Annotated in this window: 28 protein-coding genes; 17 read left to right on the top strand and 11 right to left on the bottom strand. The window is 60.8% G+C overall.

The window, feature by feature from the left end; genetic code table 11:
* Nucleotides 1–36 precede the first annotated feature (36 nt).
* The 3 genes from ACA046_RS20670 (at nucleotide 37) to ACA046_RS20660 (ending at nucleotide 3,327) form a co-directional block, all read left to right on the top strand.
* Nucleotides 37–2,187 (top strand): phosphocholine-specific phospholipase C, encoded by a 2,151-nt coding sequence (locus ACA046_RS20670; protein WP_459022042.1) that lies wholly within the window; start codon nucleotides 37–39, stop codon nucleotides 2,185–2,187.
* Between the two features lie 121 nt (nucleotides 2,188–2,308).
* On the top strand, nucleotides 2,309–2,677 hold the full coding sequence (locus tag ACA046_RS20665) for a hypothetical protein (RefSeq protein ID WP_459022040.1): 369 nt from the start codon (nucleotides 2,309–2,311) through the stop codon (nucleotides 2,675–2,677).
* Between the two features lie 83 nt (nucleotides 2,678–2,760).
* Nucleotides 2,761–3,327 (top strand): hypothetical protein, encoded by a 567-nt coding sequence (locus ACA046_RS20660; protein WP_497674870.1) that lies wholly within the window; start codon nucleotides 2,761–2,763, stop codon nucleotides 3,325–3,327.
* Nucleotides 3,328–3,356: 29 nt separating this feature from the next.
* Here the strand turns inward: ACA046_RS20660 and ACA046_RS20655 are convergent, their stop codons facing one another.
* Nucleotides 3,357–3,686, bottom strand: coding sequence for a hypothetical protein (locus tag ACA046_RS20655; protein WP_497674869.1), 330 nt, complete (start codon nucleotides 3,684–3,686; stop codon nucleotides 3,357–3,359).
* A 140-nt stretch (nucleotides 3,687–3,826) separates the two neighbouring features.
* On the opposite strand from ACA046_RS20655, the gene ACA046_RS20650 reads away from it, so the two are divergent.
* Entirely contained in the window at nucleotides 3,827–4,102 is a 276-nt protein-coding gene (locus ACA046_RS20650; protein WP_076016808.1) for a hypothetical protein, read from the top strand.
* On the opposite strand, the gene ACA046_RS20645 is transcribed toward ACA046_RS20650, so the two are convergent.
* Nucleotides 4,093–5,808, bottom strand: coding sequence for an amidase (locus ACA046_RS20645; protein WP_497674868.1), 1,716 nt, complete (start codon nucleotides 5,806–5,808; stop codon nucleotides 4,093–4,095). The two genes, ACA046_RS20650 and ACA046_RS20645, sit on opposite strands and share 10 nt — an antisense overlap.
* Before the next feature lie 151 nt (nucleotides 5,809–5,959).
* Here ACA046_RS20645 and ACA046_RS20640 point away from each other — a divergent pair, with 151 nt between their 5' ends.
* Both ACA046_RS20640 and ACA046_RS20635 read left to right on the top strand, forming a co-directional pair.
* The gene (locus ACA046_RS20640) at nucleotides 5,960–6,265 is read left to right on the top strand and encodes a putative quinol monooxygenase (protein ID WP_497674867.1); all 306 of its coding nucleotides are present in this window, start codon (nucleotides 5,960–5,962) and stop codon (nucleotides 6,263–6,265) included.
* Between the two features lie 86 nt (nucleotides 6,266–6,351).
* The gene (locus ACA046_RS20635) at nucleotides 6,352–6,606 is read left to right on the top strand and encodes a hypothetical protein (RefSeq protein ID WP_497674866.1); all 255 of its coding nucleotides are present in this window, start codon (nucleotides 6,352–6,354) and stop codon (nucleotides 6,604–6,606) included.
* 14 nt (nucleotides 6,607–6,620) lie between these two features.
* On the opposite strand, the gene ACA046_RS20630 is transcribed toward ACA046_RS20635, so the two are convergent.
* Nucleotides 6,621–7,421 (bottom strand): SDR family NAD(P)-dependent oxidoreductase, encoded by an 801-nt coding sequence (locus ACA046_RS20630; RefSeq protein ID WP_459022030.1) that lies wholly within the window; start codon nucleotides 7,419–7,421, stop codon nucleotides 6,621–6,623.
* Between the two features lie 120 nt (nucleotides 7,422–7,541).
* Between ACA046_RS20630 and ACA046_RS20625 the strand changes: the two genes are divergently transcribed.
* Together ACA046_RS20625 and ACA046_RS20620 are read left to right on the top strand one after the other, a co-directional pair.
* Nucleotides 7,542–8,066 (top strand): MarR family winged helix-turn-helix transcriptional regulator, encoded by a 525-nt coding sequence (locus tag ACA046_RS20625; RefSeq protein ID WP_497674865.1) that lies wholly within the window; start codon nucleotides 7,542–7,544, stop codon nucleotides 8,064–8,066.
* Nucleotides 8,067–8,140: 74 nt separating this feature from the next.
* Complete coding sequence (locus ACA046_RS20620; protein WP_497674864.1) at nucleotides 8,141–9,472, top strand: LLM class flavin-dependent oxidoreductase; 1,332 nt, start codon at nucleotides 8,141–8,143, stop codon at nucleotides 9,470–9,472.
* Between the two features lie 239 nt (nucleotides 9,473–9,711).
* Here the strand turns inward: ACA046_RS20620 and ACA046_RS20615 are convergent, their stop codons facing one another.
* The 3 genes from ACA046_RS20615 to ACA046_RS20605 are packed head-to-tail and all read right to left on the bottom strand — an operon-like array spanning nucleotide 9,712 to nucleotide 11,095.
* Nucleotides 9,712–10,233 carry a hypothetical protein gene (locus tag ACA046_RS20615; RefSeq protein WP_178124253.1) on the bottom strand — a complete coding sequence of 174 codons (522 nt, stop codon included), beginning with the start codon at nucleotides 10,231–10,233 and terminating at the stop codon, nucleotides 9,712–9,714.
* A 60-nt stretch (nucleotides 10,234–10,293) separates the two neighbouring features.
* Nucleotides 10,294–10,932 carry a helix-turn-helix domain-containing protein gene (locus tag ACA046_RS20610; protein ID WP_497674863.1) on the bottom strand — a complete coding sequence of 213 codons (639 nt, stop codon included), beginning with the start codon at nucleotides 10,930–10,932 and terminating at the stop codon, nucleotides 10,294–10,296.
* 4 nt (nucleotides 10,933–10,936) lie between these two features.
* Nucleotides 10,937–11,095, bottom strand: coding sequence for a hypothetical protein (locus ACA046_RS20605; protein WP_167410161.1), 159 nt, complete (start codon nucleotides 11,093–11,095; stop codon nucleotides 10,937–10,939).
* Between the two features lie 218 nt (nucleotides 11,096–11,313).
* On the opposite strand from ACA046_RS20605, the gene ACA046_RS20600 reads away from it, so the two are divergent.
* The 5 genes from ACA046_RS20600 (at nucleotide 11,314) to ACA046_RS20580 (ending at nucleotide 18,972) form a co-directional block, all read left to right on the top strand.
* Nucleotides 11,314–13,461: a TonB-dependent receptor family protein gene (locus tag ACA046_RS20600; protein WP_497674862.1), complete on the top strand. Its 2,148-nt coding sequence runs from the start codon at nucleotides 11,314–11,316 to the stop codon at nucleotides 13,459–13,461.
* A 341-nt stretch (nucleotides 13,462–13,802) separates the two neighbouring features.
* On the top strand, nucleotides 13,803–14,648 hold the full coding sequence (locus tag ACA046_RS20595; protein ID WP_497674861.1) for a DNA/RNA non-specific endonuclease: 846 nt from the start codon (nucleotides 13,803–13,805) through the stop codon (nucleotides 14,646–14,648).
* A 258-nt stretch (nucleotides 14,649–14,906) separates the two neighbouring features.
* Nucleotides 14,907–15,452 (top strand): sigma-70 family RNA polymerase sigma factor, encoded by a 546-nt coding sequence (locus ACA046_RS20590; RefSeq protein WP_167663330.1) that lies wholly within the window; start codon nucleotides 14,907–14,909, stop codon nucleotides 15,450–15,452.
* Entirely contained in the window at nucleotides 15,449–16,393 is a 945-nt protein-coding gene (locus ACA046_RS20585) for a FecR family protein (RefSeq protein WP_497674860.1), read from the top strand. The genes ACA046_RS20590 and ACA046_RS20585 overlap by 4 nt, the downstream gene beginning before the upstream one ends.
* 89 nt (nucleotides 16,394–16,482) lie before the next feature.
* Entirely contained in the window at nucleotides 16,483–18,972 is a 2,490-nt protein-coding gene (locus ACA046_RS20580) for a TonB-dependent siderophore receptor (RefSeq protein WP_497674859.1), read from the top strand.
* A gap of 55 nt (nucleotides 18,973–19,027) precedes the next feature.
* Here ACA046_RS20580 and ACA046_RS20575 read toward each other — a convergent pair whose 3' ends face one another.
* The 3 genes from ACA046_RS20575 to ACA046_RS20565 form a co-directional block, all read right to left on the bottom strand.
* Nucleotides 19,028–19,621: an LOG family protein gene (locus ACA046_RS20575; RefSeq protein WP_497674858.1), complete on the bottom strand. Its 594-nt coding sequence runs from the start codon at nucleotides 19,619–19,621 to the stop codon at nucleotides 19,028–19,030.
* Nucleotides 19,622–19,704: 83 nt separating this feature from the next.
* The gene (gene pdxR / locus ACA046_RS20570; RefSeq protein ID WP_459022013.1) at nucleotides 19,705–21,117 is read right to left on the bottom strand and encodes a MocR-like pyridoxine biosynthesis transcription factor PdxR; all 1,413 of its coding nucleotides are present in this window, start codon (nucleotides 21,115–21,117) and stop codon (nucleotides 19,705–19,707) included.
* Nucleotides 21,118–21,134: 17 nt separating this feature from the next.
* Nucleotides 21,135–21,737, bottom strand: coding sequence for an FMN-dependent NADH-azoreductase (locus tag ACA046_RS20565; RefSeq protein WP_459022011.1), 603 nt, complete (start codon nucleotides 21,735–21,737; stop codon nucleotides 21,135–21,137).
* Between the two features lie 195 nt (nucleotides 21,738–21,932).
* On the opposite strand from ACA046_RS20565, the gene ACA046_RS20560 reads away from it, so the two are divergent.
* From ACA046_RS20560 to ACA046_RS20550, 3 genes are all read left to right on the top strand, one after another.
* A complete protein-coding gene (locus ACA046_RS20560) occupies nucleotides 21,933–22,379 on the top strand; it encodes a carboxymuconolactone decarboxylase family protein (RefSeq protein ID WP_459022009.1) in 447 nt (148 codons plus the stop codon).
* 68 nt (nucleotides 22,380–22,447) lie between these two features.
* The gene (locus tag ACA046_RS20555) at nucleotides 22,448–22,768 is read left to right on the top strand and encodes a DMT family transporter (RefSeq protein WP_431037801.1); all 321 of its coding nucleotides are present in this window, start codon (nucleotides 22,448–22,450) and stop codon (nucleotides 22,766–22,768) included.
* Nucleotides 22,769–22,885: 117 nt separating this feature from the next.
* A complete protein-coding gene (locus ACA046_RS20550) occupies nucleotides 22,886–23,524 on the top strand; it encodes a hypothetical protein (protein WP_459022007.1) in 639 nt (212 codons plus the stop codon).
* 66 nt (nucleotides 23,525–23,590) lie between these two features.
* Here the strand turns inward: ACA046_RS20550 and ACA046_RS20545 are convergent, their stop codons facing one another.
* Complete coding sequence (locus ACA046_RS20545) at nucleotides 23,591–24,136, bottom strand: hypothetical protein (RefSeq protein ID WP_076016832.1); 546 nt, start codon at nucleotides 24,134–24,136, stop codon at nucleotides 23,591–23,593.
* Nucleotides 24,137–24,349: 213 nt separating this feature from the next.
* Here ACA046_RS20545 and ACA046_RS20540 point away from each other — a divergent pair, with 213 nt between their 5' ends.
* Nucleotides 24,350–24,679 (top strand): hypothetical protein, encoded by a 330-nt coding sequence (locus ACA046_RS20540; protein WP_023658946.1) that lies wholly within the window; start codon nucleotides 24,350–24,352, stop codon nucleotides 24,677–24,679.
* A 3-nt stretch (nucleotides 24,680–24,682) separates the two neighbouring features.
* Here the strand turns inward: ACA046_RS20540 and ACA046_RS20535 are convergent, their stop codons facing one another.
* A complete protein-coding gene (locus tag ACA046_RS20535) occupies nucleotides 24,683–25,234 on the bottom strand; it encodes a DUF4262 domain-containing protein (protein ID WP_497674857.1) in 552 nt (183 codons plus the stop codon).
* Nucleotides 25,235–25,286: the final 52 nt, after the last annotated feature.

The following is a 25,286-nucleotide window of genomic DNA, read 5'->3' as shown; positions in this document are numbered from 1 at the left end:
GCCTTGCTTCAGAACCTCAAGGGATTGAATCGTCTTATGCCGACTCTTACACGCAGAAAGCTGCTGCAAGCAGCTGCCATCGGATCCGCCTACACCCTGTTGCCCGACTCCATTCGCCAGGCCCTGGCGATCCCCGCCAACAACCGCACCGGCACTATCATGGACGTCGAACATGTGGTGATCCTGATGCAGGAAAACCGCTCATTCGATCATTACTTCGGCACCTTGCCCGGCGTGCGCGGGTTCAGTGACCGCTTCACCATTCCGCTGCCGGGCGGGCACCGGGTATGGGAGCAGCAGGGCGTCGGGCGGCGGATTTTGCCCTATCACCTGGACAGTGCCCGTGGCAACGCGCAGCGGGTCGACGGCACGCCCCATTCCTGGAGCGATGAGCATGCCGCGTGGGGCAGTGGCCGGATGAATGCCTGGCCGACGTACAAGACGCCCACCTCGATGGGCTACTACCGCGAGCAGGAAGTGCCGTTCCAGTTCGCCCTGGCCAACACCTTTACCTTGTGCGATGCCTACCATTGTTCGGTGCACGCCGGCACCAATCCCAATCGACTGTTCCACTGGACCGGCACCAACGGCCCGACCGGCGCGAACGTGGCGGCGGTGGTCAACGAATGGGACGGCCCCGGTGCCGTGAGCGTGGGCTACACCTGGAAAACCTATCCTGAGCGCCTGGAAGATGCGGGCGTGAGCTGGAAGGTTTACCAGTACTTGCCGGATAACTTTGGCGACAACCCCTTGGCCGGATTTCGTCAGTTTCGCGCGGCCAGTGTCGCGGCCGGCAACCCCGCGGTGCCACCGAAGGACTTCAAAGACTTTGTGCCTTACAGCGACCAACTTAATGCCCGCGTGCCGCTTTACAAAGGCAACGGCAACACGCTCCCGGCCGTCAGCGGCAGCGACCTCGAGGCGATCATCCAGGGCTTTCGCAAGGACGTGAACGACGGGCGCCTGCCTCAGGTCAGCTGGCTGGTGGCCCCGGCCAATTACTCCGAACATCCCGGGCCTTCCAGCCCGGTGCAGGGTGGCTGGTTCACCCAGGAAATCCTCAAGGCGTTGACCGCTAATCCGGACGTTTGGAGCAAGACCGTGTTGCTGGTCAACTACGATGAAAACGATGGATTCTTCGACCATGTGCCGTCGCCATCGGCTCCATCCAAACGCCTGGACGGCAGCTTTGCCGGCAAGTCCACAGTGAAGTTCGACAGCGAGATTTTCACCCACCCGGCACCCCCCGGCACGACTCAGCAACCCGCACCCGATGGCGGCGTGTACGGACCCGGCCCGCGAGTGCCGATGTTGGTGCTGTCACCCTGGAGCCGTGGTGGTTGGGTCAACTCCCAGGCGTTTGATCACACCTCCGTGCTGCAATTCCTGGAGAAGCGTTTCCACGTACGCGAGCCCAATATCAGCGCCTGGCGCCGCGCCGTGTGCGGCGACCTCACCTCAGCCTTCAACTTCGTCAACCCCAACACCGAGACCCTGCCGCCGCTGCACACCATCAGCCGCCAGGCTGCCGACTCCCTGCGCCAACGCCAGGAACAACTGCCCCAGGTCGCCCTGCCAACCGTGGGCCAGCAACAGGCGCCGTTCCAGGCGCGAATGGCGCGGCCCTCCCGAGCGCTGCCGTACCAGTTGAACGTCGAGGGCTCGGTTGACCGTCGCGCCAGTTCCGTGAGCCTCGACTTCTTCAACAATGGCGAACAAGGCGTGGTGTTCCACGTCTACGACCGCCTGCACCTGGACGAGGTACCACGCCGCTACACGGTAGAGGCCGGCAAACACCTCAGCGACACCTGGCAAGTCGCGGGTGCCTACAAGCTTTGGCTGTTGGGGCCGAATGGCTTCCACCGTTCGTTCAAAGGGCACCTGCAGCGTCGCGAACCCGAGTTATCCCTGGCGTATCACGGCGATACCTTGCTGCTGACCCTGGTCAACCCTGGCAAGCGTGCTGCCTCGGTGACCATCGAGCGCTGCCCTTACACCAAGCAGGGGCCCTGGCTGCTGGAGATTGCGGGCGGCAGTACAGTGCAACGCACGTTCTCATGCCAGCCGAATGGGGGGTGGTATGACTTCAAGCTGCGTGACGAGCATGGTTGGGTGCGGCGAGTGGCGGGGCGCATCGAGACGGGAGCGCACAGTATCAGTGATCCGTTGATGGGTAAGCGCGGGTAAGACGTCGATTCAGGCGTCGTGGGTTTTGAAAGGATGTACGGTTGAATAAGGAACCAAGTAAGGAACTCTGGTCGTCAGGGTGATATCATTTGGCCACTTATTTGATAATAAAAGGGAATTTATGCACGCGTTTCTTTCCAAAACCTTCGGCGGCCTCACGGCTCGGTATTACCTCCGACAATTTCTGTTTGGCTTGATGTTCAGCGTCGCCATCATCTGGAGCCTAGCCCATTCCAAAAATGGGCTTTCGGGCAAATGGGGTGTGGTGGTGTTCTCGATCGTGTGCAGTCTGTTGTACCCGTATGCACGCTTCGTCTATGAAAGCGTGGTGGGTTACATCATGGGTGAGAACGTGTTTTACGTGCCTGCCATACCCATGTTACTGGTCAAGCTGTTCACCATGGTGATGTGCTGGAGCATGGCGCTGTTTATCGCGCCGGTGGGTTTGATTTACCTGTATTTCCATCACAGTCGTGCCGCCAGTACCTGAGTGATTTCACAGCGCCGACGCCTTTAATGAGCGCCTGGCCTATGCCTGGCGCAAGCCACCAGCAGCTTGAAAAGAGTCTTACCGTGAGCGAAGTCATCACCAGCGTTTTACAGCAGGCGGCCCAGAATTTTGCTGCCAGCCTGGACGAGTTTTACCCGTCTTATGGGAGCAACGGCCTCAACGAGCGCAACCTGACATACCAAATGTCCAAAGCGTTTGCGGCGCGAAGCAATGCACATGCCTTTATGGAGGTGCCCTTTCTCAACCCGGTGACCGAGCGCTACGAGTTTCGTATCGACTGCATGTTGTTCGACCCAACTACTGTTGCTTTCGTGGAGTGCAAGAGGCTCTACAGCCCGGAAAAAGCGGAACAACTGCGCCTCGATTTTCATCGAATGAGCGCAATCAACCTGGCGCCGGTGCTGGAGAAATTCACCCGTGCTGAAACCAGCGAGCGAAGCGTATATCGCGTCATGCTGGCAGAGACTTGGCAAAAAGCTACCGTGGACTGGTGGACAGCCAAGGACAGCAGCCGCAGTTGGGACAATGAATGGCTGCCGGATGAGCGGGGCGTCTTTGACGTCAAGACTTTCGAGAACGGCAATACATTGTATTGGTTGTTTGCCTATGAGCAGTTGGAGCTTGCTTGATCACCATGGGTGTACTGAAGCGCGTTCTTTTAACCATTGATCTGCATGGCGAGTAGTGCGCGCTCTTTGGTCAGCGGGGTCAGGACACCTGGGCCGCCAGCGGAGTGAAGGTACAAGAAGTAGTGGTCTTCGTGGTCGTGCAGGATCCGGTAAATCTCGGGCGGCCTGCGCGTACCTCGGGCCAGGTTTCGGTCCACAAGCAGCTCGTAGGTCTCGATGTGCAGGCGTTGCAAGGCGGCATCAAAGTCGGCTTTTACGTTCCGCCTCCATCGCCGGACCCGGAGAGTTTGCAAGAGGGCTGCGAGCAAAATGAACAGTACCAAACCGACCAGTGCGAGTGGTTTTATTCCCTGTTCCATTGGGTGACTCCGTGTCCTGTGAGATTTTGTAAGCCCTTTCCCTGTTTTCCGTAGGAGCAGGGCTTTCTCCCCATGCAGTGCTTGAAACAACACCGCCCTCGGCCATAGCCTCACGTTTTTCCTGACACTGAGGCCCTGCATTGGGTAAGCGAAAAACGGTATGGCCCACGGAGCGAGAAGTTCGACTGCGCTTTATCCTGCTGGCAATCATTGAAACGGCCTCCAATCGAGGCGTTCCCATTGAGCGACTTTTGCTCTCGTACATTCTGCTGCGCAACAAGCCAACCCAAGAGCAACTGTGGGAGGCGATCAGCGATTGCCTGCTCCTCGATGAGATGAGCGGCTTTCGCTTTGAACCCGGGTCGGAAGCCGATCGGTTGATGCGCAACATCAGCAGCGAAACCGATCAGGCCTGACGAGCCACCAACTTCGGCGTACGCGGCGGCACCCGGCGCTTGCTCCCTGTCGACTCATACGCCGACGCCAATTGTAGCAACGCCGAATCATCATAAGCCCGACCGGCAAAGGTCAGCCCCACCGGCATGCCAATGTCCGCCATAACGCCCATCGGCACCGTCACTGTCGGCACGCCCAGGTGGCGGATGGCGAGGTTGCCGTTGGCCACCCACACACCGTTGCTCCACGCGATATCCGCCGACGCGGGATTCACATCCGCATCCGCCGGGCCTACGTCGGCGACGGTCGGAAAAATCACCGCATCCAACCCCAGCTTATCCATCCAGTCTTCAAGGTCGATGCGCCGTGTCTGTTCCAGGCCGCGCAGGCCGTCGGGCACGGTGCTGATCTTGTCCCACGGGGTGATGCCGCGCTCGGCCATGCGCACGTACTCGTCCATGCCGGCGGCCAGGTCGTCTTCGCGGTTGGGCAGGGTGCCGGGGTCGTGGGGAAAGATGTTCGGGCCGTCGACATCGGCCAGGCGGTTCAGTGCAGGGTCGTTGTTGGCACGCAGAAAATCATCGAATGCCCAGGCGGACAGTTCCCACAATTCATCGTGCAGAAATTCCTTCGACACCAGGCCTCGGGTAAACACTTTCGGTGCGCCCGGGCGATCGCCTTCGCAATTGGAAACCAGCGGGAAATCCACCTCGATCACTTCCGCACCGGCCGTTTCGAGTGCCTTGCGCGCGGCCTCCCACAAGTCAATGACCGAGGCGCGGGTGTTGATGCGCTGGCCGGTGGGGCCACCGATTCCCGGGTCGTCGCTGGTGCCGGCTTCGGGGTCGGCATTGATGTACATGCGTGGCACGCCGAAGCGTTTGCCGGCGAGCGCATCGCCGGTCGAGGCCAGGGCGCCATAGGATTCGGGGCGAACCAAAGCGACGCTGGGGATCGGCACCCAGGGTTGCATCCGCCACAGGTCGCCGCGTGTGTCGGGGTCTTCCGCCACCACCACGTCGAGCACTTCAAGCAGGTCGGCCATGGTCCGGGCGTAGGGCACGACCACGTCCATGGTCGGGGTCAGCGGCCAGTTGCCGCGTACCGAGATCACGCCACGGGACGGGGTATACGCACACAGGCCATTGTTGGAGGCCGGGCCGCGTCCGCTGGACCAGGTTTCTTCCGCCAGGCCAAATGCCGCGAAGCTGGCCGCAGTGGCCGTGCCGGCGCCGTTGGAGGAGCCCGAGGCGAACGGTGCGGTCAGGTAGTCGGCGTTGTACGGGGTTTCGGCCCGGCCATATACACCGCGCTGCATGCCGCCATTGGCCATGGGCGGCATGTTGGTCTTGCCCAGGCAAATGGCGCCGGCGGCTCGCAGCCGCTCAATGGTGAACGCATCGCGATACGCGGTCAGGTTGGCAAAAGCCGGGCTGCCGGAGGCGGCGGTGAGGCCCTTGACCAGGTAGCTGTCCTTGGCTGTATAGGGAATGCCGTCGAGCGGGCCGAGGGTTTTACCGCTGGCCCGGCGTGCATCGGAGGCGCGGGCTTCCTCCAGCGCTTGAGGATTACGCACCACCACGGCGTTGAGGGCGGTGGCGGTGTTTGGGGCATCAAAGGCGTCGATCCTGGCGAGGTAGGCCTCTACCAGTTCAACCGCCGTGGTCTGGCCGGACTCGAGCGCAGCGCGCAGCTGGGCAATGGAAACTTCGGTTACTTCGATCACGTGGTTATCGCCGGGTGCAGAAAAGGGGAGGGGTTGAGTGCTGACTCAAGCCATTCAGTGAAAGTAGCTTACTGATAGATTTTTCATAGCGCCAGAGAATGGCATCCCTTACTGTGGCCCCTCAATGTCCTTATCGATAACGGTGCTGTTTATGTCCGATGAAGTGCGGCTTGTCGTCATCATCAATACCCAGCCTGGGCGGGGTGCGGACCAGTTGGCCGCCTTTGCCAGACTCGCTCCGCTGGTGCGGGCTGAAGCGGGTTGCATCCAGTACGACCTGCACCCGGTTGACGGCAACAGCGACAGTTTTGTGTTGATCGAGACGTGGGCTTCAAAGGCGGCGCTCAAGGATCACCACGCGGCCCCTCACATGCTGGAAGCCGCCAAGCACAACCCGACATTCCGTGCGGGCCCCGCCAACGTACTGGTGCTGGAACCCGCGATTCAGACGTCCTGACTTCAACCCGGCGGCTCAAGGGTTTATCATTGCCCCTTCATTTTTTGCTGCCCGGAAAGATTTCGATGTTGTTTACAAGGACTGTCATGGCGAGCGCACTGCTCGCCGTTCTGGCCACCCCGGCCGACGCGTCCAACCTGGACCTGACCTACGAGGCACCGATCCTCAGCGCCGTACCTCTAACGCCGCAGGCTGAGCCCAAGCCGCGCTTCCCGGTCAAAAGCGTTGCGCCGGTGACCGTGGAAAACAGCTGCGCCGGCCGCGAGTGCACCTACGAAGGCGACATCAGCCTGCCCCGTGAGGAGCAGACTGTGCGGCGGTTTTCCATCGGTATTCAATAAAACCAACGGGCGCCTCAGACAATCTCGTACCGAGGTGCCGGCTTACCCGTCTGCGTTGCCGCAAACAACGCACCCCGCGCCGCGTCATAGGTATCCCACAACGAACTATCGGCCACCGACGGCCAGGTGATCGTCTCACCCTGGTCAAGCCCGGCCAACGCCGCGTCCACCAGATGTTCGGTGGTCATGATCGACTCTTGTTGCAGGGCGGAAAGCGGAATGCCCGACTCGTCCCAGATCTCGGTAGCGGTAGACCCCGGCAACACGATCTGCACCTTCACCCCGGTTTCCGCCAGTTCCGATTGCAAGCCACGGCTGAACGCCAGGACATAGCTCTTGGTGCCGCTGTACACGGAGCTGACCGGCAGCGAGTGCACGGCCAACACCGACGCCACGTTGATGATCACACCTTCATTGCGCACGAGCATGCCCGGCAACGCCGCGTGGGTCAGGCGGGTGAGGGCGGTGATGTTCAAGGCGATCTGGGTCATGGAGTCCTCGACCGAGGATTGAGCCAGCGGGTGCAGGCGCGCCAGGCCGGCGTTATTCACCAGCACGTGGATTGCCGGGTTGCTGGCGAGCAGGCTTTCGACACGGGCGAGGTCGGCGGGGTTAACCAGGTCGGCACCGAGGGTCTGGACCTGCCGCCCGTGAGCTTGAGTGATCTTCGCCGCCAGGGCTTTGAGGCGGTCTTCGCGACGGGCGACCAGGATCAAATCGTAGCCGCGAGCAGCCAATCGGTCGGCATACACAGCGCCAATACCGGAAGACGCGCCAGTGATGAGGGCAATTTTTGTGGAAGCGGGGGTCGACATGAACGGCTCCAATAGATGAGTGCTCAACCAATATTGTTGAGGGCTCAAGTTATAGGCTTGGCGTTTGTCCTTGTCAATGGTTTAGTACTCAATCATTCTAGGGGCATAGAGGAGCTGAAAATGCTAACTGACAAGACTGACAAGCCTGATGCTCGCGCCGACCTTTTGAATCTGCTGGGGGACGTGGCGTGCACCAACAACGCACTGCGCCGCGCCGCCAGGCGGCTGGGGCAGCTGTATGACGAAGCACTGGCACCGATTGGCCTGAAGGCCACACAGGTCGGCTTGCTGGGTGAAATCACCCGGCTGGCAGCGGTCGATGAGCATGGGGGCCCGACGTTGCAGGAACTGGCCGGACGCCTGGCGATCCTGATGTCGGCGTTGACCCATGCCATGAAACCGCTGGTGCGCGACGGGATTGTCGAGCTACGTCCGGACGCGTTGGACAAGCGCACCAAACGCTGTGTGCTCACGCCCAAGGGCGAAGCGCTGTTCAATGAGGCGTTGGTGTTCTGGGCGTCTGCCAACAACCGGGTGGAGGAGGTGCTGGGGCATGATTCGGCGGCGCAGTTGCGCGGCATGGCAGACCATGTGGCCTCCGAAGCGTTTTTGGCGGACTACAACAGCCGCTCCGCGCAGGCATAAGCCAGATCCTTTCGTTATTAGACAGACGCCGTTCGCGCATCCGATGCTGAGCCCCTCTCGATCAGGGGCTTTCCATGACCACTCCACGCCAACTGAAACTGGGCGCGTTCATGCGCCCGGTCAGCATCCACACCGGCGCCTGGCGCTATCCCGGCGCTTACCGTGACGCCAACTTCAACTTCACGCACCTCAAGCAGTTTGCCCAAACCCTGGAGAAGGCACGTTTTGATGCCTTCTTCATGGCCGACCACCTGGCCTTGCTTAACATGCCCATCGACGCGTTGAAGCGCAGCCACACCGCCACGTCATTCGAACCGTTCACCTTGTTGTCGGCCCTCAGCCAGGCCACCGAGCACATCGGCCTGGTGGCCACGGCCTCGACCACCTACGACGAACCGTTCCACATTGCCCGTCGCTTCGCATCCCTGGATCACTTGAGTAACGGTCGCGCCGGCTGGAACATTGTCACCACGGCCAACCCGGATGCCGCGCAGAATTTTGGCCTGGAACAGGCCTACGATCACGACGAGCGCTACGCCCGTGCGCGGGAGTTCTACGATGTGGTCACCGGGCTCTGGGACAGTTGGGCCGATGATGCCTTCATCCGCGATGCCGACAGTGGCGTGTACTTCGACCCCGACAAACTGCACACCCTCAATCATCACGGCCGCTACCTCAACGTGCGTGGCCCGCTGCATATTGCGCGGCCGGTGCAGGGCTGGCCGGTGATCGTGCAGGCCGGTGCCTCGGAGCCCGGGCGTCAACTGGCGGCGGAAACCGCCGAGGTGATTTTTGTCGCGCCGGGCACGTTGGAGGAGGGGCGCAAGTTCTATGGGGATATCAAGCGCCGGATGCTGGCGGTCGGTCGGCATCCCGACCACCTGAAGATTCTGCCCGGGGCGTTTGTGGTGGTCGGCGATACGCTGGAAGACGCGCGGCGGATTCGTGCGCACCTCGACAGCCTGGTGCATTACGAAATCGCGATTGCCTCGCTGTCGATAGCGCTGGGTACCGACGCGACCAAGTTTGATCCCGACCAATACCTCCCGGCGATTCCCCAAACCAACGCCAGCCAAAGCTCCCGCGAACGAGTACTGGCGCTGGCTGACCGCGAGCAGTTGACGGTGCGCCAATTGGCCCAACGCCTTGGCGGGTATGCCGGCTTGTCGTTTGTCGGCACGGCCCACAGCATTGCCGACGAGATGCAGCAGTGGCTGGAAGAAGAGGGCAGCGATGGCTTCAACATCATGTTCCCGTGGCTGCCGGGCGGGCTTGATGATTTTGTCGCCAAAGTGGTGCCTGAGTTACAGGGGCGCGGGATCTTCCGGCGGGAGTACGAAGGCTCTACCCTGCGGGAAAACCTCGGGCTGCCGCGTCCGGAAAACCGGTATTTTCACGCTGGTTAGATCGTTTATTTCCTTATGATTGGAGGCCATTCCCCAATCGCATATCCATCACGTCGGTTCGGACCTGATAACGGAGCGGGTCGGCGTGATCGCGTCATTAAATCCGTCATCGCGGAATTGTCGGCTGTCTCGCTCCGATAAACCCCCATGCAACGTCCATTTCTGCTGCTGGGCCAGCGCCTTGCGCCGTTGCGCCGCATCTCTAGAATCGGCCCCAGAACTTACTCATTTCCTGTCGATTACGGAGTTTCGAACATGATGAACGCCATGCAGATGCCAATGAACAACGCGATGCCAATGATGCCGATGATGGGCATGCCGATGATGATGGCCACCATGACCTGCACGATGACCGACGAGGCCATGATGTGCACCATGAAGCCGGCCGCCGGCATGGACATGGCGATGTTCAAGAACAACGCCGAAATGATGGCGATGATGATGAACTGCGGCATGCCGATGATGATGCAGTGCGCCAACATGTCGATGATGTGCATGTCGCAAGACGGCATGGCGATGATGAACAGCATGTCGACCATGAACATGCCGATGATGATGCCGATGGGCATGCCTATGCCGATGATGAAGTGCGTCATGGAATGCAAGATGGAAGCCGACTGCATGACCTGCAAGATGATGCCGATGCCAGGCATGAGCATGGACATGATGAACAACTGCTGCATGCTGATGATGAAGATGATGAGCGACTGCGCCATGCCGATGATGATGAGCTGCAACGGCATGCCGATGATGTGCTGCACCTGCTGATTCGTTTGGCGTGAAACCAGAAAGCCCCGGCGAGTGCCGGGGCTTTTTGCGTTTCAGTCCAGGCGCTCCGGGTAAGTGATCACCAGGAACGCCACCGCCTCACTGTCCGCCGGGTTTCGATAGCGGTGGGGCTGGTCGGCGTAGAACAGGATCGAGTCACCGGTGGACAGCAGGTAGCGTTCCTCGTTGACACTGACTTCCAGCACGCCCTGGGCCACCAACAGGTTTTCCTGGATTCCCGGCCCGTGACCTTCAGAAACTTCTTCGCCAAGTGCCTTCAAGCGGATCTCGTAGAACTCTGACTGGCGCGCCATATCGTAGGGAAACAGCGCACGGCTGATGAAGCTGCCGTCGGCACTCACCAAGCGTTTGCTCTGTTGTGCCGGCAGCAGTTCGACCCCTTCGAACGCACGGTTTTCCAGGAAGGCCGCCACCGAGACTTTCAAGCCCTTGGCAATCTTGCACAGCACCTTGATCGACGGCACGCTGCGCCCGGATTCAATCTGCGCCAGCATCGCCCGACTTACGCCGCAGTTGCGCGCCAGGGCATCCAGCGACAGGTAGCGTTTACTGCGCAGGCGTTGCAGGTTCTGCGCGACGCATTGGCCGATGGCGTCATCGTCGCCGCTGTTGCAATCCTTGGGTTTGGAGGGGAGGTCGGGCACTTCGGGAAGCGCGTGCAGGACATTCATTGCCTCACGCCCGGCGGGTATCGCTGGACGTGGTGACGTGTGCGGTAAACACCGCGACCCCGGCCCGCGCCGCGTACATCGCCCACATCAGTTCAGCCGCTGCGCGTGCCTGGCGGCGTTTGCGGTGGAGGGTGAAATCGATGACGGTGGCGGATGTTTGCATGACGTAAATTCTCTGGGGACTCAATGGCCCTACAGTAATCCGTACCGCTTATTTCCATAAATACTGAGTTTGCATTTGGTAATTCGATTTTGGACTTAACGCCGATTGGCGCCTGTACGTCCATCAGTGGTGACCCGCCGGGCTTCACAGGCTTCCCACCACAGACCTTGTGCCGGACCGAGCCCGTCGCAAAAACGAATTCCAAGGATTTGCCCCCAATGCCCCCCGCGTTTCCGTTCCCCGCCCGAAAAGCCTGGCCCTTGCTGGGTTTTGGCGCCGCTCTTAGCTTCAGCCCGGTCACCCAGGCCCAAGACACGCTGCAACTGGCACCCGTCGAGGTCAGCAGCGCCGAACTCAGCGCCGATGAACTGGCCCAGGTTCAGCTCAAGAGCGTGCCCGGCGCCACCAACTACATCGACATGGGCAGCGTCGAGCAAGGGCGGGTTAGCACCAACGAGGACGTGTTCAAGTACCAGGCCGGCGTGTACGCCAAGGCCGCGAACAACGAAGGGGTGAAGCTTTCCATCCGTGGCTCGGGCATCAACCGTGGCCCCGGCGCCCATGCGTCCGGCCTGTATGAAACCTTCGACGGCCTGCCGCTGACCGGCCCGGGCGGCACGCCCTACGAACTCAAGGACCCGTTGTGGCTCAGCCGGGTTGAAGTGCTGCGCGGCGCCAATGGTTTTGACCAGGGCGCATTGGCCCTCGGGGGTGCGGTCAACTACGTCACCCACACCGGCTACGACGCCCCCAAGCTGCAAGTGCGCTACGAAGCTGGCAGCCATGGCTACGCCCAACGGGAAATCAGTTCGGGACAGGTGCTGGGAGACGCCGACTACTACATCAGCCTCACCGATTCGCACTATGACGGCTTCCAGAACCACAGCGCCGGCAGCGGCAAAGGCATGGCCGCCAACTTTGGCTACCGCTTCAACCCCGACCTGGAAACCCGCTTCTACTTCCGCTACCGCGAAACCGACAACGATTCCCCCGGCAAGCTGACCCGCGACCTGATCAGCCACGACCCACGCGCCGCCGCCACCCTCAACGTGGCGCGGGACTCCAAGCGCCTGCAACCGGGCTCGACCTGGATTGCCAACAAAACCACCTTGCACCTGGACGACAACGCCCGGGTCGAGGTCGGGCTGGCGTATCACGACTACCCGATGGACCTGCGCGAAGGCACCAACCGTCTCAAGGTCGCCTACACCGACGTCAGCGGCACAGTGAACTACATCCGCCAGGACACGTTGTTCGGGCGCGACAGCAAGACCACTATCGGTTTGCGTACCACCCAGGCGATGCCGAATAACGGCGGCTCGGAATTCGTACGGATCCCGACCGGCAATACCGCCATTTATGCACCCGGCACCAAGACCCGCGATTACAGCTACCTGGGTTCCGACACCGTGCTGCATATCGGCAACGACCTGGAGCTGGTGCCGGACCTTTGGCTGACCACCGGGCTGGCGGCGATCTACACCCGCCGTGAAACCGAAGTCAGCTATCCGGAAACCCACACGCCGGTCAGCCAGCACGATTGGGATTACGCGCCACGGGTTGGCTTGCGTTATGACTTCAGCCCGCAACTGCAGGTGTATGGCAACCTGAGCCGCTCGGTTGAGCCGCCTCATGCGTGGTCGATGATCTGGGGTTCCAACAAGTATTTCCCGGCCAACAGCGGCCCGGCGAGCGGGCTGCAGCGCGAAGGCGTGAAGCTGAAAAACCAGACTGCAACCACCCTGGAAATCGGCGGTCGCGGTGAAGAGTGGTTCGGCCAATGGGACCTGGCGCTGTACCGTTCCGAGGTGCGCCACGAACTGCTCAGCGTCGAAACTCAAGCCGCGACCTCCACCACCTCTGCAATCATCGCCGAGTCCAACGCCAGCCCCACGGTGCACCAAGGCGTGGAACTGAGCCTGATCAGCCCGCTGTGGGATGGCGGCCGCACCGGCCAGTTAGCCCTGCGCCAGGCCTACACCTACAGCGACTTCCATTACCGCAACGACGACCGCTTCGGCGACAACACCTTGCCCGGCATCCCCAAGCACTACTATCAGGCGCAGTTGCGCTACAGCCATCCGAGCGGTTTCTACACCAGCCTCAATGGCGAGCACTCGTCGCGGGTCGCGGTGGACTACGCCAATTCCTACTACGCGGCGGCCTACACGCTGCTCGGTGCGACGGTCGGGTATGACGCGCCGAAGCACGACTGGCAAGCCTGGGTCGACCTGCGCAACCTGACCAACCAGCGCTACGCCAATACGATCACGCCGGGTTATGACGACAAAGGGCTGGACGTTGCGCGGTCGACGCCGGGGGATGGCATGGGCGTTTACACCGGGGTTTCCTGGAGCTGGCGTTAAGCCGAGCGAAGATCAACTGTGGGCACTATTTTACTGACTGATTTTTTTGATTTTAACGCTGGTTTTTTTGTAACAATTGCGTGTATAAGATAAAGCCTGCTCAACTGAAAGATAACTCTTGATGAGCAGTTAGTTCCCCGCGCCACTGGCGTGGGGCACTTAAGCGGGTACGCACATGGAATGTCGCCGTACGCGCAAAAACAGTTATCCAGCACTGCACAGTGTTCACCGGATAACTGCCAGCAATCGACTTGATAGTGGTGTTATTTCATCTGTCGGGATCAATTGCGTCCGTTTTATCCCTTTAAGCTTAATTAATCTGTTGTAAATGGAGTATTACCATGCAAAGGAAAGCACCGTTCAAATACCTGGCGTTGTTGTGGGTGCCGCTGATTGCAGGCTGTATCAGCACCCAGCCTACACAGGCACCGGAGCGCGCCGTACAGGCGCCGCTCGAGCAGGCCGTCACGGTCGATAATTGTTCCCAGGGTTGCCCCTCCGGCGGTGGACCGCTGACATTGAATCGCCAGGCCTACACCCTCAACAACAATGCATCGACCAAGTTCGCCAACTGGGTGGCCTACCGGATCACCAAGTCCACATCGGCCAGCGGGCGCCCACGTAATTGGCACACCGATCCGGACATTCCGGCGGGTGAAACCCTTGATCCTGTTGACTACAACGGCGCCAACGTGGCGCTGAAGGTTGACCGTGGGCACCAGGCAAACCTGGCGTCGATGGCCGGCGTCTCCGATTGGCAGACCCTCAATTACCTGTCGAATATCACCCCGCAAAAGGCTGATTTGAACCAGGGCCCGTGGGCACGCCTGGAGGATCAGGAGCGCACCCTGAGCCAGGACGCCGCAGTGGACGAGGTGTACGTGATGACCGGCCCGCTGTATGAGAAATTCATCGGCACCTTGCCGGGAACCAATAAAGTCCACACGATTCCCAGCGGCTACTGGAAGATTGTTTCTGTCGGCAAGTCGCCGCAAGACGGACTTTATGCCTCGTTCATCATGAATCAGGAAGCGCCCAAGGGGGCTAACTTCTGTGACTATCGCGCGACGGTCGAACAGATTGAACAGCGTTCCGGGCTGACATTCTGGAGTGAGTTGCCGCAGGCGGTACAAACTGCACTTAAATCGAATCAAGGACAACTGCCGCAGCGGATTGGCTGTAAGTAACCGTCGTACGCTAGACGCCCGTCATTAATTGCCATGCGTCCATTAAGTTGGCAGGTACGCAAGTGCCTGTCGACTATTGCGCGTTCTAACTAAGTGAAGTGTTAATACGTCTGTTAAAAGGTAGTTGTTATCTACCTGCATCCCGCTCACCACCCATCACCCATGTCGGCTTCTATCGGTGAGCCTCTTGCTCCCCCTCCGTTTTACTGTCATCGTTTGCGCAATTGGTAATCTTTCTTGTTTGAGAAATTTTTGCGCATGCATGACTTTCCTGTAGCTGAGGGTGATATAGCCCGTCGCCAGCAGACCATCGCCACCCTCTACAGCGACCACCATTCCTGGTTGCACGGTTGGCTGCGCAAGAAACTCGGCTGCTCACAACATGCCGCCGACCTGGCCCACGACGCCTTTATCCGCATTCTGCTGCTGGCCGAACCCCACACCATCAAGGAACCAAGGGCTTTCCTGGCGACGACGGCCGGGCGCTTGATGATTGACGGCGCGCGTCGGCGGCGCATCGAGAAGGCCTACATGGAAGCCCTGGCGATTCAAAGCGAAGACGCCGGCATGCCGGATCCGGCGGCAATTCATGTGGCACTCCAGGCCCTGGAACGAATCGCCGAGATGCTCACCGGCTTGCCCGCCAAGGCCCGCGAAGCCTTCCTGCTCAGCCGCCTCGACGGGCTGACCTACAGCGAAATCGCCGCACAACTGCAGGTGTCCCCCAGCACCGTGAAGAACTACATCTCCAGCGCACTGGTGCACTGCTATCACACCCTGCACGGGGCGGACCCGCTGTCGTGAGTTCCGAGCAGATCATCAGTGAGGCCGCCCGCTGGCTGACGTTGTTGCACGACGATCACGTGACCGAGGCCGACCGCGCCGCATTCGATGCTTGGTACCAGGTCGACCCACGGCATGCCGTCGCCATCGAGCGCATGCGCAGCCTGTGGGGCAGCCTCGACGCATTGCCCGCCGCCCCGGCGCGCCTTGCCCTGAACCGCGCGTTTGCCCCGCAAAAACCAAGGTTTGCCGCCCGTGGTACTCAGGCCGTCGCGCTGTTGGGTGTGTTGTTGTGCGGCTGGGCGGGAATTGAGCGGATGCCGGTGTGGATGGCTGACCAGCGCACCAGCATCGGCGAACGGCGTCAGGTGGCACTGACCGATGGCAGCCAGGTGCAGCTCAACAGCAACTCGGCGCTGGACGTGAAGTTCGACGGCCACCAACGGGTGATCGAACTGTTGCAGGGCGAGATGTGGGTCGAGGTGGCCAAGGACGCGCAACGGCCGTTCGTGGTGCATACCGACCAGGGCACGGCCACGGCGTTGGGCACGCGGTTCCTGGTGCGCAAGGCCGAGGACGGCTCGACCGTAGTCACCGTGATCGAGTCCACCGTGGCCGTCAAAGGCACCCGCGCAGGGGACGTGAAAGTGCCGGCAGGGCAGAAGTCCACACTCAAGGACGGACACGCCAGCAACCCGCAACCCATCGGCAATGCCGACCCGGATGCCTGGACCCGTGGCCTGCTCAAGGTCGACGACCAACCCCTGAGTGAGGTGCTGCAAACCCTCGCCGGTTACCGCCATGGGCTGGTGCGCTTTGATCCGCAGGCGCTGCAAGGGATGCGCGTGTCGGGGGTGTTCAAGCTCGACGACACCGGCGCGGCCCTGGCTTCACTGGCGGATAACTTGCCGATCAAGGTGGAGTACTTCACCGATTTGGTGGTGGTGATCAAGCCCCGATAAAAAGTCTGAATAAAAACTGCTCTCATTCATACCCGATTTTCCGACATGGCCGTCATGACTAATAGAACCCCCATTTCCCAGGACTTCTCATGTCGCGCCTTGCTCGTCCCTTAAAGCCACTGGCCCTTTCAGTGGCGATGGCTTTTGCCGCCGTACCCCTGCTGACCGTTCAAGCGTCCTACGCGGCTGAAAGCGCTGCGTTCTCCATTCCCGCCGGTGACCTGAGCCAGGCCCTCAACAGCCTCGCCGAACAGGCGGCCCTGGTATTGGCCTTTGATTCGAGCCTGACTCGCGGCAAACGCAGCAATGGCCTGAACGGGCAGTACAGCACCGACGCCGCCCTGGCCCAATTGTTGGCTGGCAGCGGCTTGCAAGCCCTGAAGATTGCGGACGACCGCTACCGCCTCGAAGCCATTCCGCAAACCGACGGCGCCATGGAACTGCAGGCCACCACCATCAGCGGTGCCTACCAATCGGAAAGCCCCACCGGCCCGGTGTCTGGCTATGTGGCCACCCGCAGCCTGTCGGGCACCAAGACCGACACCGCGCTGATCGAAACCCCGCAGTCGATCTCCGTGGTCACCAAAGACCAGATGCGCGCCCAGAACGCCGAGAGCCTCAACCAGATCCTGCGCTACAGCGCTGCTGTGATCCCGGAAACCCGTGGCTCCACCGCCTCGCGTCTCGACCAGTTGACCATCCGTGGCTTCACCCCGGCGACCTACCTCGACGGCCTGCGCATGCCTTCGAGCCGGGATGCCTTGCCGCAAAAAGACGCCTTTGACCTGGAGCGCGTCGAAGTGCTGCGCGGGCCGGCATCGGTGTTGTACGGGCAGGGCACACCCAGCGGTGTGATCAACATGGTAAGCAAGCGCCCGCTGGACACGCCGTTCCATGAAGTCGGCGTCGAATACGGCACCTTCAACAAGAAGCGCACCAGCTTTGACTTGAGCGGCCCGCTGGACGATCAAGGCGTGTATTCCTACCGTGTCGCCGGCCTGTTCGACGATGCCGACGGCCAGATCGAGCACACCGAAACCCGTCGCCAATCCCTATCTACGGCCTTCACCTGGCGCCCGGACGACAGTACTTCGCTGACTTTGCTCGGGCATTTCCAGAAGGACCCCAAAGGCGCGTCCTACGGTTCGATGCCGGCTTGGGGCTCGGTGTTGCACAGCCCGACCGGGCGCAAGATCGACGTGGACTTCTATGACGGCGAGAAAAGCTTCGAGAAGAGTGACCGCGAGTATTACTCCATCGGCTACGCCTTCGAACATCACTTCAACGATGTCTGGACCGTGCGCCAGAACGCGCGCTACCTGCGCAGCGAAGGGCAGTACCGCAGCCTCTACAGCAACTACCTGGAGAGCGATTACCGCACCATCCGGCGCTCGACCACCGCCAGCGACGTGAACATCGACGCCTATGCCCTCGACAACCAGTTGCAGGCCAAATTCGACACCGGCCCGTTGCAGCACACCGTGCTGATGGGCGCTGATTACCAGAACACCAGCACTGACACCCAGTCGGGCAGCGGCGTTTACACCGCAGGCCCTACGTTGGATATTTTCGACCCGGTCTACGGCGCGGCCGTGCCGGTACCGGCCTACACCAGCGACGCTACTTCGCGCAGCGAGCAGACTGGCGTGTACCTGCAAGAGCAGATGAAGTGGGACAAGTGGGTGTTGTTAATGGGCGGGCGTTATGACTGGGCCAGCACCGACAACAGCACCCTGGCGATGACGACCCAGAAGAAGACCAAATCCAGCCAGGACAGCAAAGCCTTTACGGGCCGCTTGGGCCTGGTCTACCTGTTCGATAATGGCTTGGCGCCGTATGTCAGCTATTCGGAATCCTTCCAGCCGCAATCCGGCACGGGCTATGGCGGCTCGACGTTCCAGCCGACTGAAGGCAAGCAGACCGAGATCGGCATCAAGTACCAACCGCCGGGCAGCAACAGCTTTATCACCGCCGCCATTTTCGACCTGCGCCAGACCAACGTGCCGACACTGGATCCGGACGCTTCCCACCTGTGCAACGGCTCGCGCTGCCAGATTCAGGACGGTGAAGTGCAATCCCGTGGGTTTGAGCTCGAAGGCAAGGCCAGCCTGAACGACAACCTGGATATCACCGCGGCCTACGCCTACCTGGATAACCGCATCAGCAAGTCCAACAACACCGTGCGTTATGCGCCCATCAGTGACATCGGTGTCGGTCCGGCTGTGGCTGCCGAAGGTACTACTACCTACGCCGTACCACGTCATACCGCGTCGGCCTGGGCGGATTACACCCTGCATGACGGCACGCTGAAGGGCTTCGGCGTGGGGGCCGGTGCGCGGTATGTCGGTTCGTCATGGGGCGATACCGCCAACACCTTGAAGGTGCCGGGCTACACCTTGTTCGATGCAGCGGTGCACTACGACATCCCGCACATCAATCGCCAGGGTGACAACCTGCGTCTGGCGGTGAACGCCACCAACCTGGCGAATAAAGAGTACGTCGCGTCCTGCTATTCCTACTCGTGGTGCTGGTATGGCTCACAGCGTACCGTGCAGGCCAGCGCGACATATCAGTGGTAAATAAAAAGGCCTTGGCGAAAGGATTCGGGAGCAGCATCGCCAAGGCCAAAAACAGTTAGTTCGCCATCGGCTCAAGCAGTTTGGAAACCACCGGCGCCTGCCACTGCTCCAGGGCATCAATCAGGGCGCCGGGGTCTTCGTTGGAGATCAGCATCTGGCTGTGCTCGACCTTCATGAAGCCTTCCTTCACGGCGTGATCCAACAGGGCGCGCACCGGGTTGAAGAACCCCGCCGTATTCAGGCACGCCACGCCCTTGTGGTGTTCGCCTACCTGGGTCAGCGTGGCCGCTTCAAACAATTCTTCCAGTGTTCCCAGCCCGCCGGGCAAGGCAATGAAAGCGTCGGCGCAGTCGCTCATACGGGTCTTGCGGCTGCGCATGTCGTGGGTCAGTTCATGATGGGTGAGCCCGGCGTGGGAATGGCCGCGCTCATGCAGCAGCCGGGTGATGATGCCGACGACCTCGCCACCTTCCGCCAACACGGCATCCGCCACCACACCCATCAAGCCTTTTTGGGTGCCGCCGTAAACCAGGCGAATGCCGCGCTGGGCGATTTCCCGGCCCAGGGCCTGGGCGCCTTCCGCGTACTGCGGGTTGAAACCGAAATTGGTACCGCAGAAAACCGCAAGGCTGCGCAGGGGAGTGGGCATGGAGATTCCAGGCTGGTGAGTACAAGCCGTCCAGCATGGCGGTCCCGGCTTGAGGGCGAAAGAGCCAAGAGTTGGCTTGCGGATCAGGCCATGAGTGCATCCAGGATGCGTTTTCCAAGGACCTCGGCGACGGCCTCCGATTCGATATTGGCAAAGCCCAGCAGCAGGCCCGGGCCGGTCTGGCCCTGAATATTCCAGTCGCTCAAGGCTTCGGCATAAATGCCGGCCTGTGCCAGTCGCTCCACGCACAGGCGGTCGGACTGGTGCACGTTGAGGCGCAGGATCAAATGCATCCCGCCCGGTTGGGCATCAATCGAAATACGCTCGCCCAGCGCTTTGCGCAGGCCCCTGGCCGTGGCTTCCCGACGCTCACCGTAGAGTTTGCGCATGCGCTGGATATGCCGCGCAAAATGCCCTTCGGCCATAAACGTCGCGACGATCGCCTGGGTCAGTTCCGGACAGCCACCGAGAAAGGTCTGGCTGACGTGTTCGAAACGTTCCACTTGAGCCGCAGGCACCACCAGGTAAGCGAGGCGGATGCCGGGAAACAACACTTTGCTGAAGGTCCCGGCATAGAGCACCCGGCCGACGCGGTCCAGGCTCTTGAGGGCCGGCAGTGGGCGGCTGACGTAACGGTATTCGCCGTCATAGTCGTCCTCGATGATCCACGCCTGCTGGCGGCTCGCCCAATCCAGCAGTTCCAGGCGCCTGGGCAAGGACAGCGAGACACACAGCGGGCTTTGATGGGCCGGCGTGACCACCACGGCGCGGGCGCCTTTGCCCTGTTGCACGGCTCGGGACACCTGCATGCCGTCCTGATCCACGGGTACCGGTATGGCCTTGATATTCAGGTAATCCAGCAATGGCCGGGTGAACAGGTAGCCCGGGTCTTCCACCAGCACCCGATCGCCCGGTTCCAGCAGTGCGTGGGCGATCAGCCCCAGCGTGTTGCGGTAGCCCGAGGTGACGAAGACTTGTGCCGGCGAGCAGTGGATACCCCGGGCAACCTGCAAGTAGCTGGCAATCGCCGTGCGCAGCGAGTGCAGGCCGAACACGCAGGGGTTGGCCATGTCGGCGACCTGGGTGGCCCGCACGCAACGGGCGGCGATTTTTGACCAGATCTTGCGCGGGAACGCATCCAGTGCCGGCAGGCCCATTTGAAACGGCAACACGGCGGCCTTGTGCCGGACTGCATTGTGGTCGCTGGCCGTCATGGGGCGTTCCGGCAGGCTGGACTTGATCCCTTCCGCCACCACGGTGCCGGCCTGGCCACGGGCCTGGATATAGCCTTCGGCCGCCAGCAACGAATACGCCGTGTCAATGGTGCCCCTGGCCAGCCCAAGTTCCTTGGCCAGGGCTCGGGCCGCGGGGATGCGTTCCCCCGGCTTGAGCAAACCGTCGGCAATCGCGCTGCGGAAGCGCCAATAAAGTTGCCGGTAAATCGGCTCGGCAGCGCCGGCGTCCAGCGGTGAAAAGGCCTTGATCGAGGTGCTCATCCGGCGGCAGGTCCTGTTCAGGTGGCGAAATAGTCGTGCAGCGCCTGGTCGGTCTGGCGGCGCGTCTGGGCCAGTACTTCCGGGCGTGAAGCGGTGCCTTCGACGGTGAAGAAAGTCACGTCATGCAGGCCGATCATGCCCAGTAGGGTTTTCAGGTACGGCGTCAGGAAATCCGGCTGATGCGCACGCTCCCCGGAAAACCGTCCGCCCGAGGCGATGGCGACAAACACTGGGCGGTCCTGCAACAGGCCGATCTTGCCCTGTGCCGAGATATCGAAGGTGCGGCGCACCCGCGCAATGTGATCGAGCCATAGCTTGAGGGCTGCGGGTACCGAGTAGTTATGCATGGGGGTGGCGATCACCACAATGTCGGCCAGCTCCAATTCCCGCACAAGCCGCTCGGACTGGGCCATCGAACCCTCGGACGAGACATCCACGAGGGACTGCTGGGACGTTGCATAAGGCTCGTCCACCGGTGCCAGGGCATTCCCGGCGATGCCGCGCTGGATCACCTCGGCGGCCGGATTTCGCTGGCGCAGGTATTCAATGATCTTGAGGGAGAGGGCGTTGCTTTCTGACGCTGGCCCGCGAGGGCTGGCACTGACATGGAGGATATTCATGGTGCGCTGCTTCCTGGATGGATGGCCTTCAGTCTACGAACCCCATGACCCAGGCCAAAGAGCCAAGAATCAAGATTCAGAGTAGGCCATGTCCGCGCCTTCATGGCCTGGTGTTCAAGCCAGATCATGGATCTTTTGGGATAGGCCATGGCGTCGCAAGATGGCGGCTTCATCCAACCGCTACAGGACTTCACCATGACAACGCGTCTCGACTACTCCAAAGCTTCCCCTGAAGGTTACAAGGCGTTCGGCGGGGTTTACGTCTACCTGCAGAACAGCGGCCTGTCCAAGGAACTGATCGACCTGGTCTACCTGCGGGTTTCGCAAATCAACGGCTGCGCCTTTTGCATCGACATGCACTCGCGGGACTTGCTCAAGCAAGGCCTGGCCGTGGACAAGCTGGTGCTGGTGCCCGTATGGCATGACGCTGGCGCGGTCTTCACCCAGCGTGAACGCGTGGCGCTGGCCTTTGCTGAAGCAGTGACCGCCAGCGATGTTTCGGACGCTGACTACGCGGCAGCGGCCGACGAGTTCAGCGACAAGGAACTGGCCGATCTCACCTACGGCATCGCACTGATGAATGCTTTCAACCGCCTGGGCATCACCTTCCGCACCACGCCGGCGGCGGCCGCCAAGGCATAAGCCAACGCGGATTCGTTGTGGCGGGTCCCCTCGCCACACACCCACTGAATTTCCTGAGGGTTCACCCCATGGCATGGCTACTGCTCGGCTTGGCCGGCATTCTTGAAATCGCTTTCGCGTTCGCGATGAAGGCTTCGGATGGCTTCACCCGATTCACCCCCGGATTGCTCACCGTGGTGACCGGCGTCTCCAGCGTCATCCTGCTGTCGACGGCGCTGCGCACGCTGCCGGTGGGCAGCGCCTACGCAGTGTGGACCGGAATCGGCGCAGCGGGCACCGCAATCCTCGGCATGGCATTGCTGGGCGATTCCACCGCGCCGTTACGAGTGCTGTGCATCGTACTGATCCTGGCCGGCGTGATCGGCCTGAAACTGGTCTCCGCCAATTAGTGCTGCCTGCGAGCAGGTATTTATCGGAGATGGCCTTTTAACATTGTTGCTCACTCTTTATCATCCGCCCCCAGCAACTCCGGCCATGGAGACGCTCCATTCACTAAGGAAGCCGTAATGCACATTGGAAAAATGCTGGGGTTGGCCCTGATCACGTTGTCGATGGGCGGCTGCGCCAGCTTCACGAAGGACGAAGTAGCACCTGTCACGCTGCCATCGAAGGCCAGCTACGCCAACAAACCGAACGTCTACGTAGACTTCAAGTTCTACCAGGGCGAGCCGACAAACGCCGCCGCTGCCGAAGTTCCACAAGCGCGGGACATGCTCAAGCCACAGCTGCAGAAAGTCCTGACCGACTCCGGCCTGTTTGGCCGTGTGACCCTGGATGAATTCCAGAAGCAGCCCGGCGATTACAGCCTGCGCCTGAAGGTCTACAACCATCCACCGGGTGGCGGCCAAATGGTGCTGGCGTTTATCAGCGGCTTTACCTTCACCATCATCCCGGCGCTGGGTACTGATCAGTACACCATGAAGCTGGAGTCGCTGGATGCACAGGGCCAGGCGCTGAGCACCGGCACCAACCACGACTCGATCAATACCTGGATGGGCATCTGGTTTATCCCGTTGATGGCCAACACGCCGAAAGAGGCGGTGACGGATACCTTCACCCGCCAGGTCAATGCCCTGCTCAAGCAAATGGTCGACGGCAATAACCTGAAGTACTCGGCACTGGATGCCGGCGTGCCACGGGCGTGACACGTTGCACAACGTAAGCTGAAACAGCAGCGAGGGCAGGGTGACCCGCCCTCGCAAGCTGGGCGCTTACTTAAGCGCTTTGATGAACAGCGGGTCGCTGTACAACGACTTGAGCAAATCCCGCACCATCGGGTTGTAGGCGTTGGCGGCATTCGGGATCGCAATGAACCCGAAGAACGAACTGGACCAGGTGTGATTCACTTCCTTGGTCGCGTCGTACACCACGTCATTGCCCTTGAGCAGCGTAAACCGCGCGGCCAGCGTGCCGTTGCCGGAGCCCATGCCTGCCGACAGCGAATTCTTCACCACCAACACTTGCAGATGTCGTTCCGCTTGCGGGTTCAGCAGGCCTGCGAGTTGCAGTTCCTGGGTGATCGCAGCCTGGATATGCGCCGGGATGCTGCCACTGGGCGAGCGGATCGGGTTGGCACGTACGGACAACGAGCCTTCGCCCGATGCGGCCGTCACCTGGGCATTGCTGACGGGTTGCAGCGGCGCTGCTTGCTTGAGGACCTGGACGTTGTCGAAGTTCGGCTCGTATTGCGTCATGGTGACGCCGCAACCTTGCAACAGCAGCGCGAGCAATGGGGTTAACAGTAGAAGCTTTTTCACGGCGTTTCCTTGCGTGAGTGTGGGAGAGCGCGGGGATTATCGTCAGACGCTGGCCTATCGGCAACAAATAGTGGCAAAAGGCCTTAAGACATGCGTGGCTTCTTGGCCCCGTTACCGGCTGGAAAAATCATCGAGAAGGCAATTTGCTGGCCCCTTTGTAACAAAATTCTCGCCAAAATCACTTTTATTTTCAGGTGGTTAGGCGGGATGCAAATGCGCAATGTTGGAATCATGCTGATCGCCTGTTCCCTGGCGGGTGGGGCGGTTTCGGTTGAGGCACGGGAGCTGCGGGACAACGACAAGTACATGTGCAGCTGGGGGGCTGGCACCGCCGCCCGGGCCCAGGAATTGAAGCTGTCGGGCGTCTCGCTCTACGCCGCGCGCCAGAAGCTCAAGACCTACCAGTTCAAGAAACCCTGGATGCACATGATGGCCATGGGCATCACCGAGCAGACCTACGACAGCCGCTCGCGGGTCAAGCCCGAGGTGATTCGCCAGAGTTTTTATCAGGACTGTTTGCGCTACAAGCTGGCGCGTAAATAACCCCTATTTATCCAGCAGCAATTGGAGCCTTGAGAACGACTGGTCGTAGGTGGGCTCCCAAGGAAAGTGCCCCTGTTTGTCCGGCCAGACCATTTGCAGCGCAGGGAAATCAGCTTTGATCGAGGCGTAGAACCAGCCGGCATAACCGAGGTACTCGCGGTAGTGCCGGCGGTCTGCAGGAATGAAGGCGATGCGCATGCCTTCGGCAATATCGTCATAGGGCTTGTAGGTTTCATAGGCGGCTTTTGTACCGGCAAAGCGGATCGCGGCGATGTTCAGCAACTGCTGGGCAATCTGCGGGGGCAGCCCGAATACGATGATTTCCGGTTGGCCGAAGTTGGCGTAGAACCCCAGGGAGTACGCGAACGACGGGTCACCGTCTTCGGCCCGCACGTGCACATGGTGCCAGCCGATCTTCTTGATATCCGCCAACACCTTCTCGTCATATTCCGAATCTGCCTTGGGCAACTGGAATCCCGGGAGCGGGGCCTTGGCTGAAGTGTTCATCGAGAACAATGAGGCGGCGAAGAGGGCGACGGCGCGAATGATGTTCATCAGAGTCCTTTCTGCGGGATCAGTGGTTGAAACCGCGATGAGGCTAGCAGTG

This window comes from Pseudomonas sp. LBUM1641 (assembly GCF_059716235.1).
The sequence above is the reverse complement of the archived record's forward strand: the minus strand, read 5'-3'. Positions and strand labels throughout refer to the sequence as shown.

Excerpts from the sequence above, each read along its gene's own strand:
- ACA046_RS20670 (WP_459022042.1), top strand. The coding sequence starts at position 37 with ATGCCGACTCTTACACGCAGAAAGCTGCTGCAAGCAGCTGCCATCGGA.
- ACA046_RS20665 (WP_459022040.1), top strand. The coding sequence starts at position 2,309 with ATGCACGCGTTTCTTTCCAAAACCTTCGGCGGCCTCACGGCTCGGTAT.
- ACA046_RS20655 (WP_497674869.1), bottom strand. The coding sequence starts at position 3,686 with ATGGAACAGGGAATAAAACCACTCGCACTGGTCGGTTTGGTACTGTTC.
- ACA046_RS20640 (WP_497674867.1), top strand. The coding sequence starts at position 5,960 with ATGTCCGATGAAGTGCGGCTTGTCGTCATCATCAATACCCAGCCTGGG.
- ACA046_RS20635 (WP_497674866.1), top strand. The coding sequence starts at position 6,352 with ATGGCGAGCGCACTGCTCGCCGTTCTGGCCACCCCGGCCGACGCGTCC.
- ACA046_RS20630 (WP_459022030.1), bottom strand. The coding sequence starts at position 7,421 with ATGTCGACCCCCGCTTCCACAAAAATTGCCCTCATCACTGGCGCGTCT.
- ACA046_RS20625 (WP_497674865.1), top strand. The coding sequence starts at position 7,542 with ATGCTAACTGACAAGACTGACAAGCCTGATGCTCGCGCCGACCTTTTG.
- ACA046_RS20620 (WP_497674864.1), top strand. The coding sequence starts at position 8,141 with ATGACCACTCCACGCCAACTGAAACTGGGCGCGTTCATGCGCCCGGTC.
- ACA046_RS20610 (WP_497674863.1), bottom strand. The coding sequence starts at position 10,932 with ATGAATGTCCTGCACGCGCTTCCCGAAGTGCCCGACCTCCCCTCCAAA.
- ACA046_RS20605 (WP_167410161.1), bottom strand. The coding sequence starts at position 11,095 with ATGCAAACATCCGCCACCGTCATCGATTTCACCCTCCACCGCAAACGC.
- ACA046_RS20600 (WP_497674862.1), top strand. The coding sequence starts at position 11,314 with ATGCCCCCCGCGTTTCCGTTCCCCGCCCGAAAAGCCTGGCCCTTGCTG.
- ACA046_RS20595 (WP_497674861.1), top strand. The coding sequence starts at position 13,803 with ATGCAAAGGAAAGCACCGTTCAAATACCTGGCGTTGTTGTGGGTGCCG.
- ACA046_RS20590 (WP_167663330.1), top strand. The coding sequence starts at position 14,907 with ATGCATGACTTTCCTGTAGCTGAGGGTGATATAGCCCGTCGCCAGCAG.
- ACA046_RS20580 (WP_497674859.1), top strand. The coding sequence starts at position 16,483 with ATGTCGCGCCTTGCTCGTCCCTTAAAGCCACTGGCCCTTTCAGTGGCG.
- ACA046_RS20575 (WP_497674858.1), bottom strand. The coding sequence starts at position 19,621 with ATGCCCACTCCCCTGCGCAGCCTTGCGGTTTTCTGCGGTACCAATTTC.
- pdxR (WP_459022013.1), bottom strand. The coding sequence starts at position 21,117 with ATGAGCACCTCGATCAAGGCCTTTTCACCGCTGGACGCCGGCGCTGCC.
- ACA046_RS20565 (WP_459022011.1), bottom strand. The coding sequence starts at position 21,737 with ATGAATATCCTCCATGTCAGTGCCAGCCCTCGCGGGCCAGCGTCAGAA.
- ACA046_RS20560 (WP_459022009.1), top strand. The coding sequence starts at position 21,933 with ATGACAACGCGTCTCGACTACTCCAAAGCTTCCCCTGAAGGTTACAAG.
- ACA046_RS20555 (WP_431037801.1), top strand. The coding sequence starts at position 22,448 with ATGGCATGGCTACTGCTCGGCTTGGCCGGCATTCTTGAAATCGCTTTC.
- ACA046_RS20550 (WP_459022007.1), top strand. The coding sequence starts at position 22,886 with ATGCACATTGGAAAAATGCTGGGGTTGGCCCTGATCACGTTGTCGATG.
- ACA046_RS20540 (WP_023658946.1), top strand. The coding sequence starts at position 24,350 with ATGCGCAATGTTGGAATCATGCTGATCGCCTGTTCCCTGGCGGGTGGG.
- ACA046_RS20535 (WP_497674857.1), bottom strand. The coding sequence starts at position 25,234 with ATGAACATCATTCGCGCCGTCGCCCTCTTCGCCGCCTCATTGTTCTCG.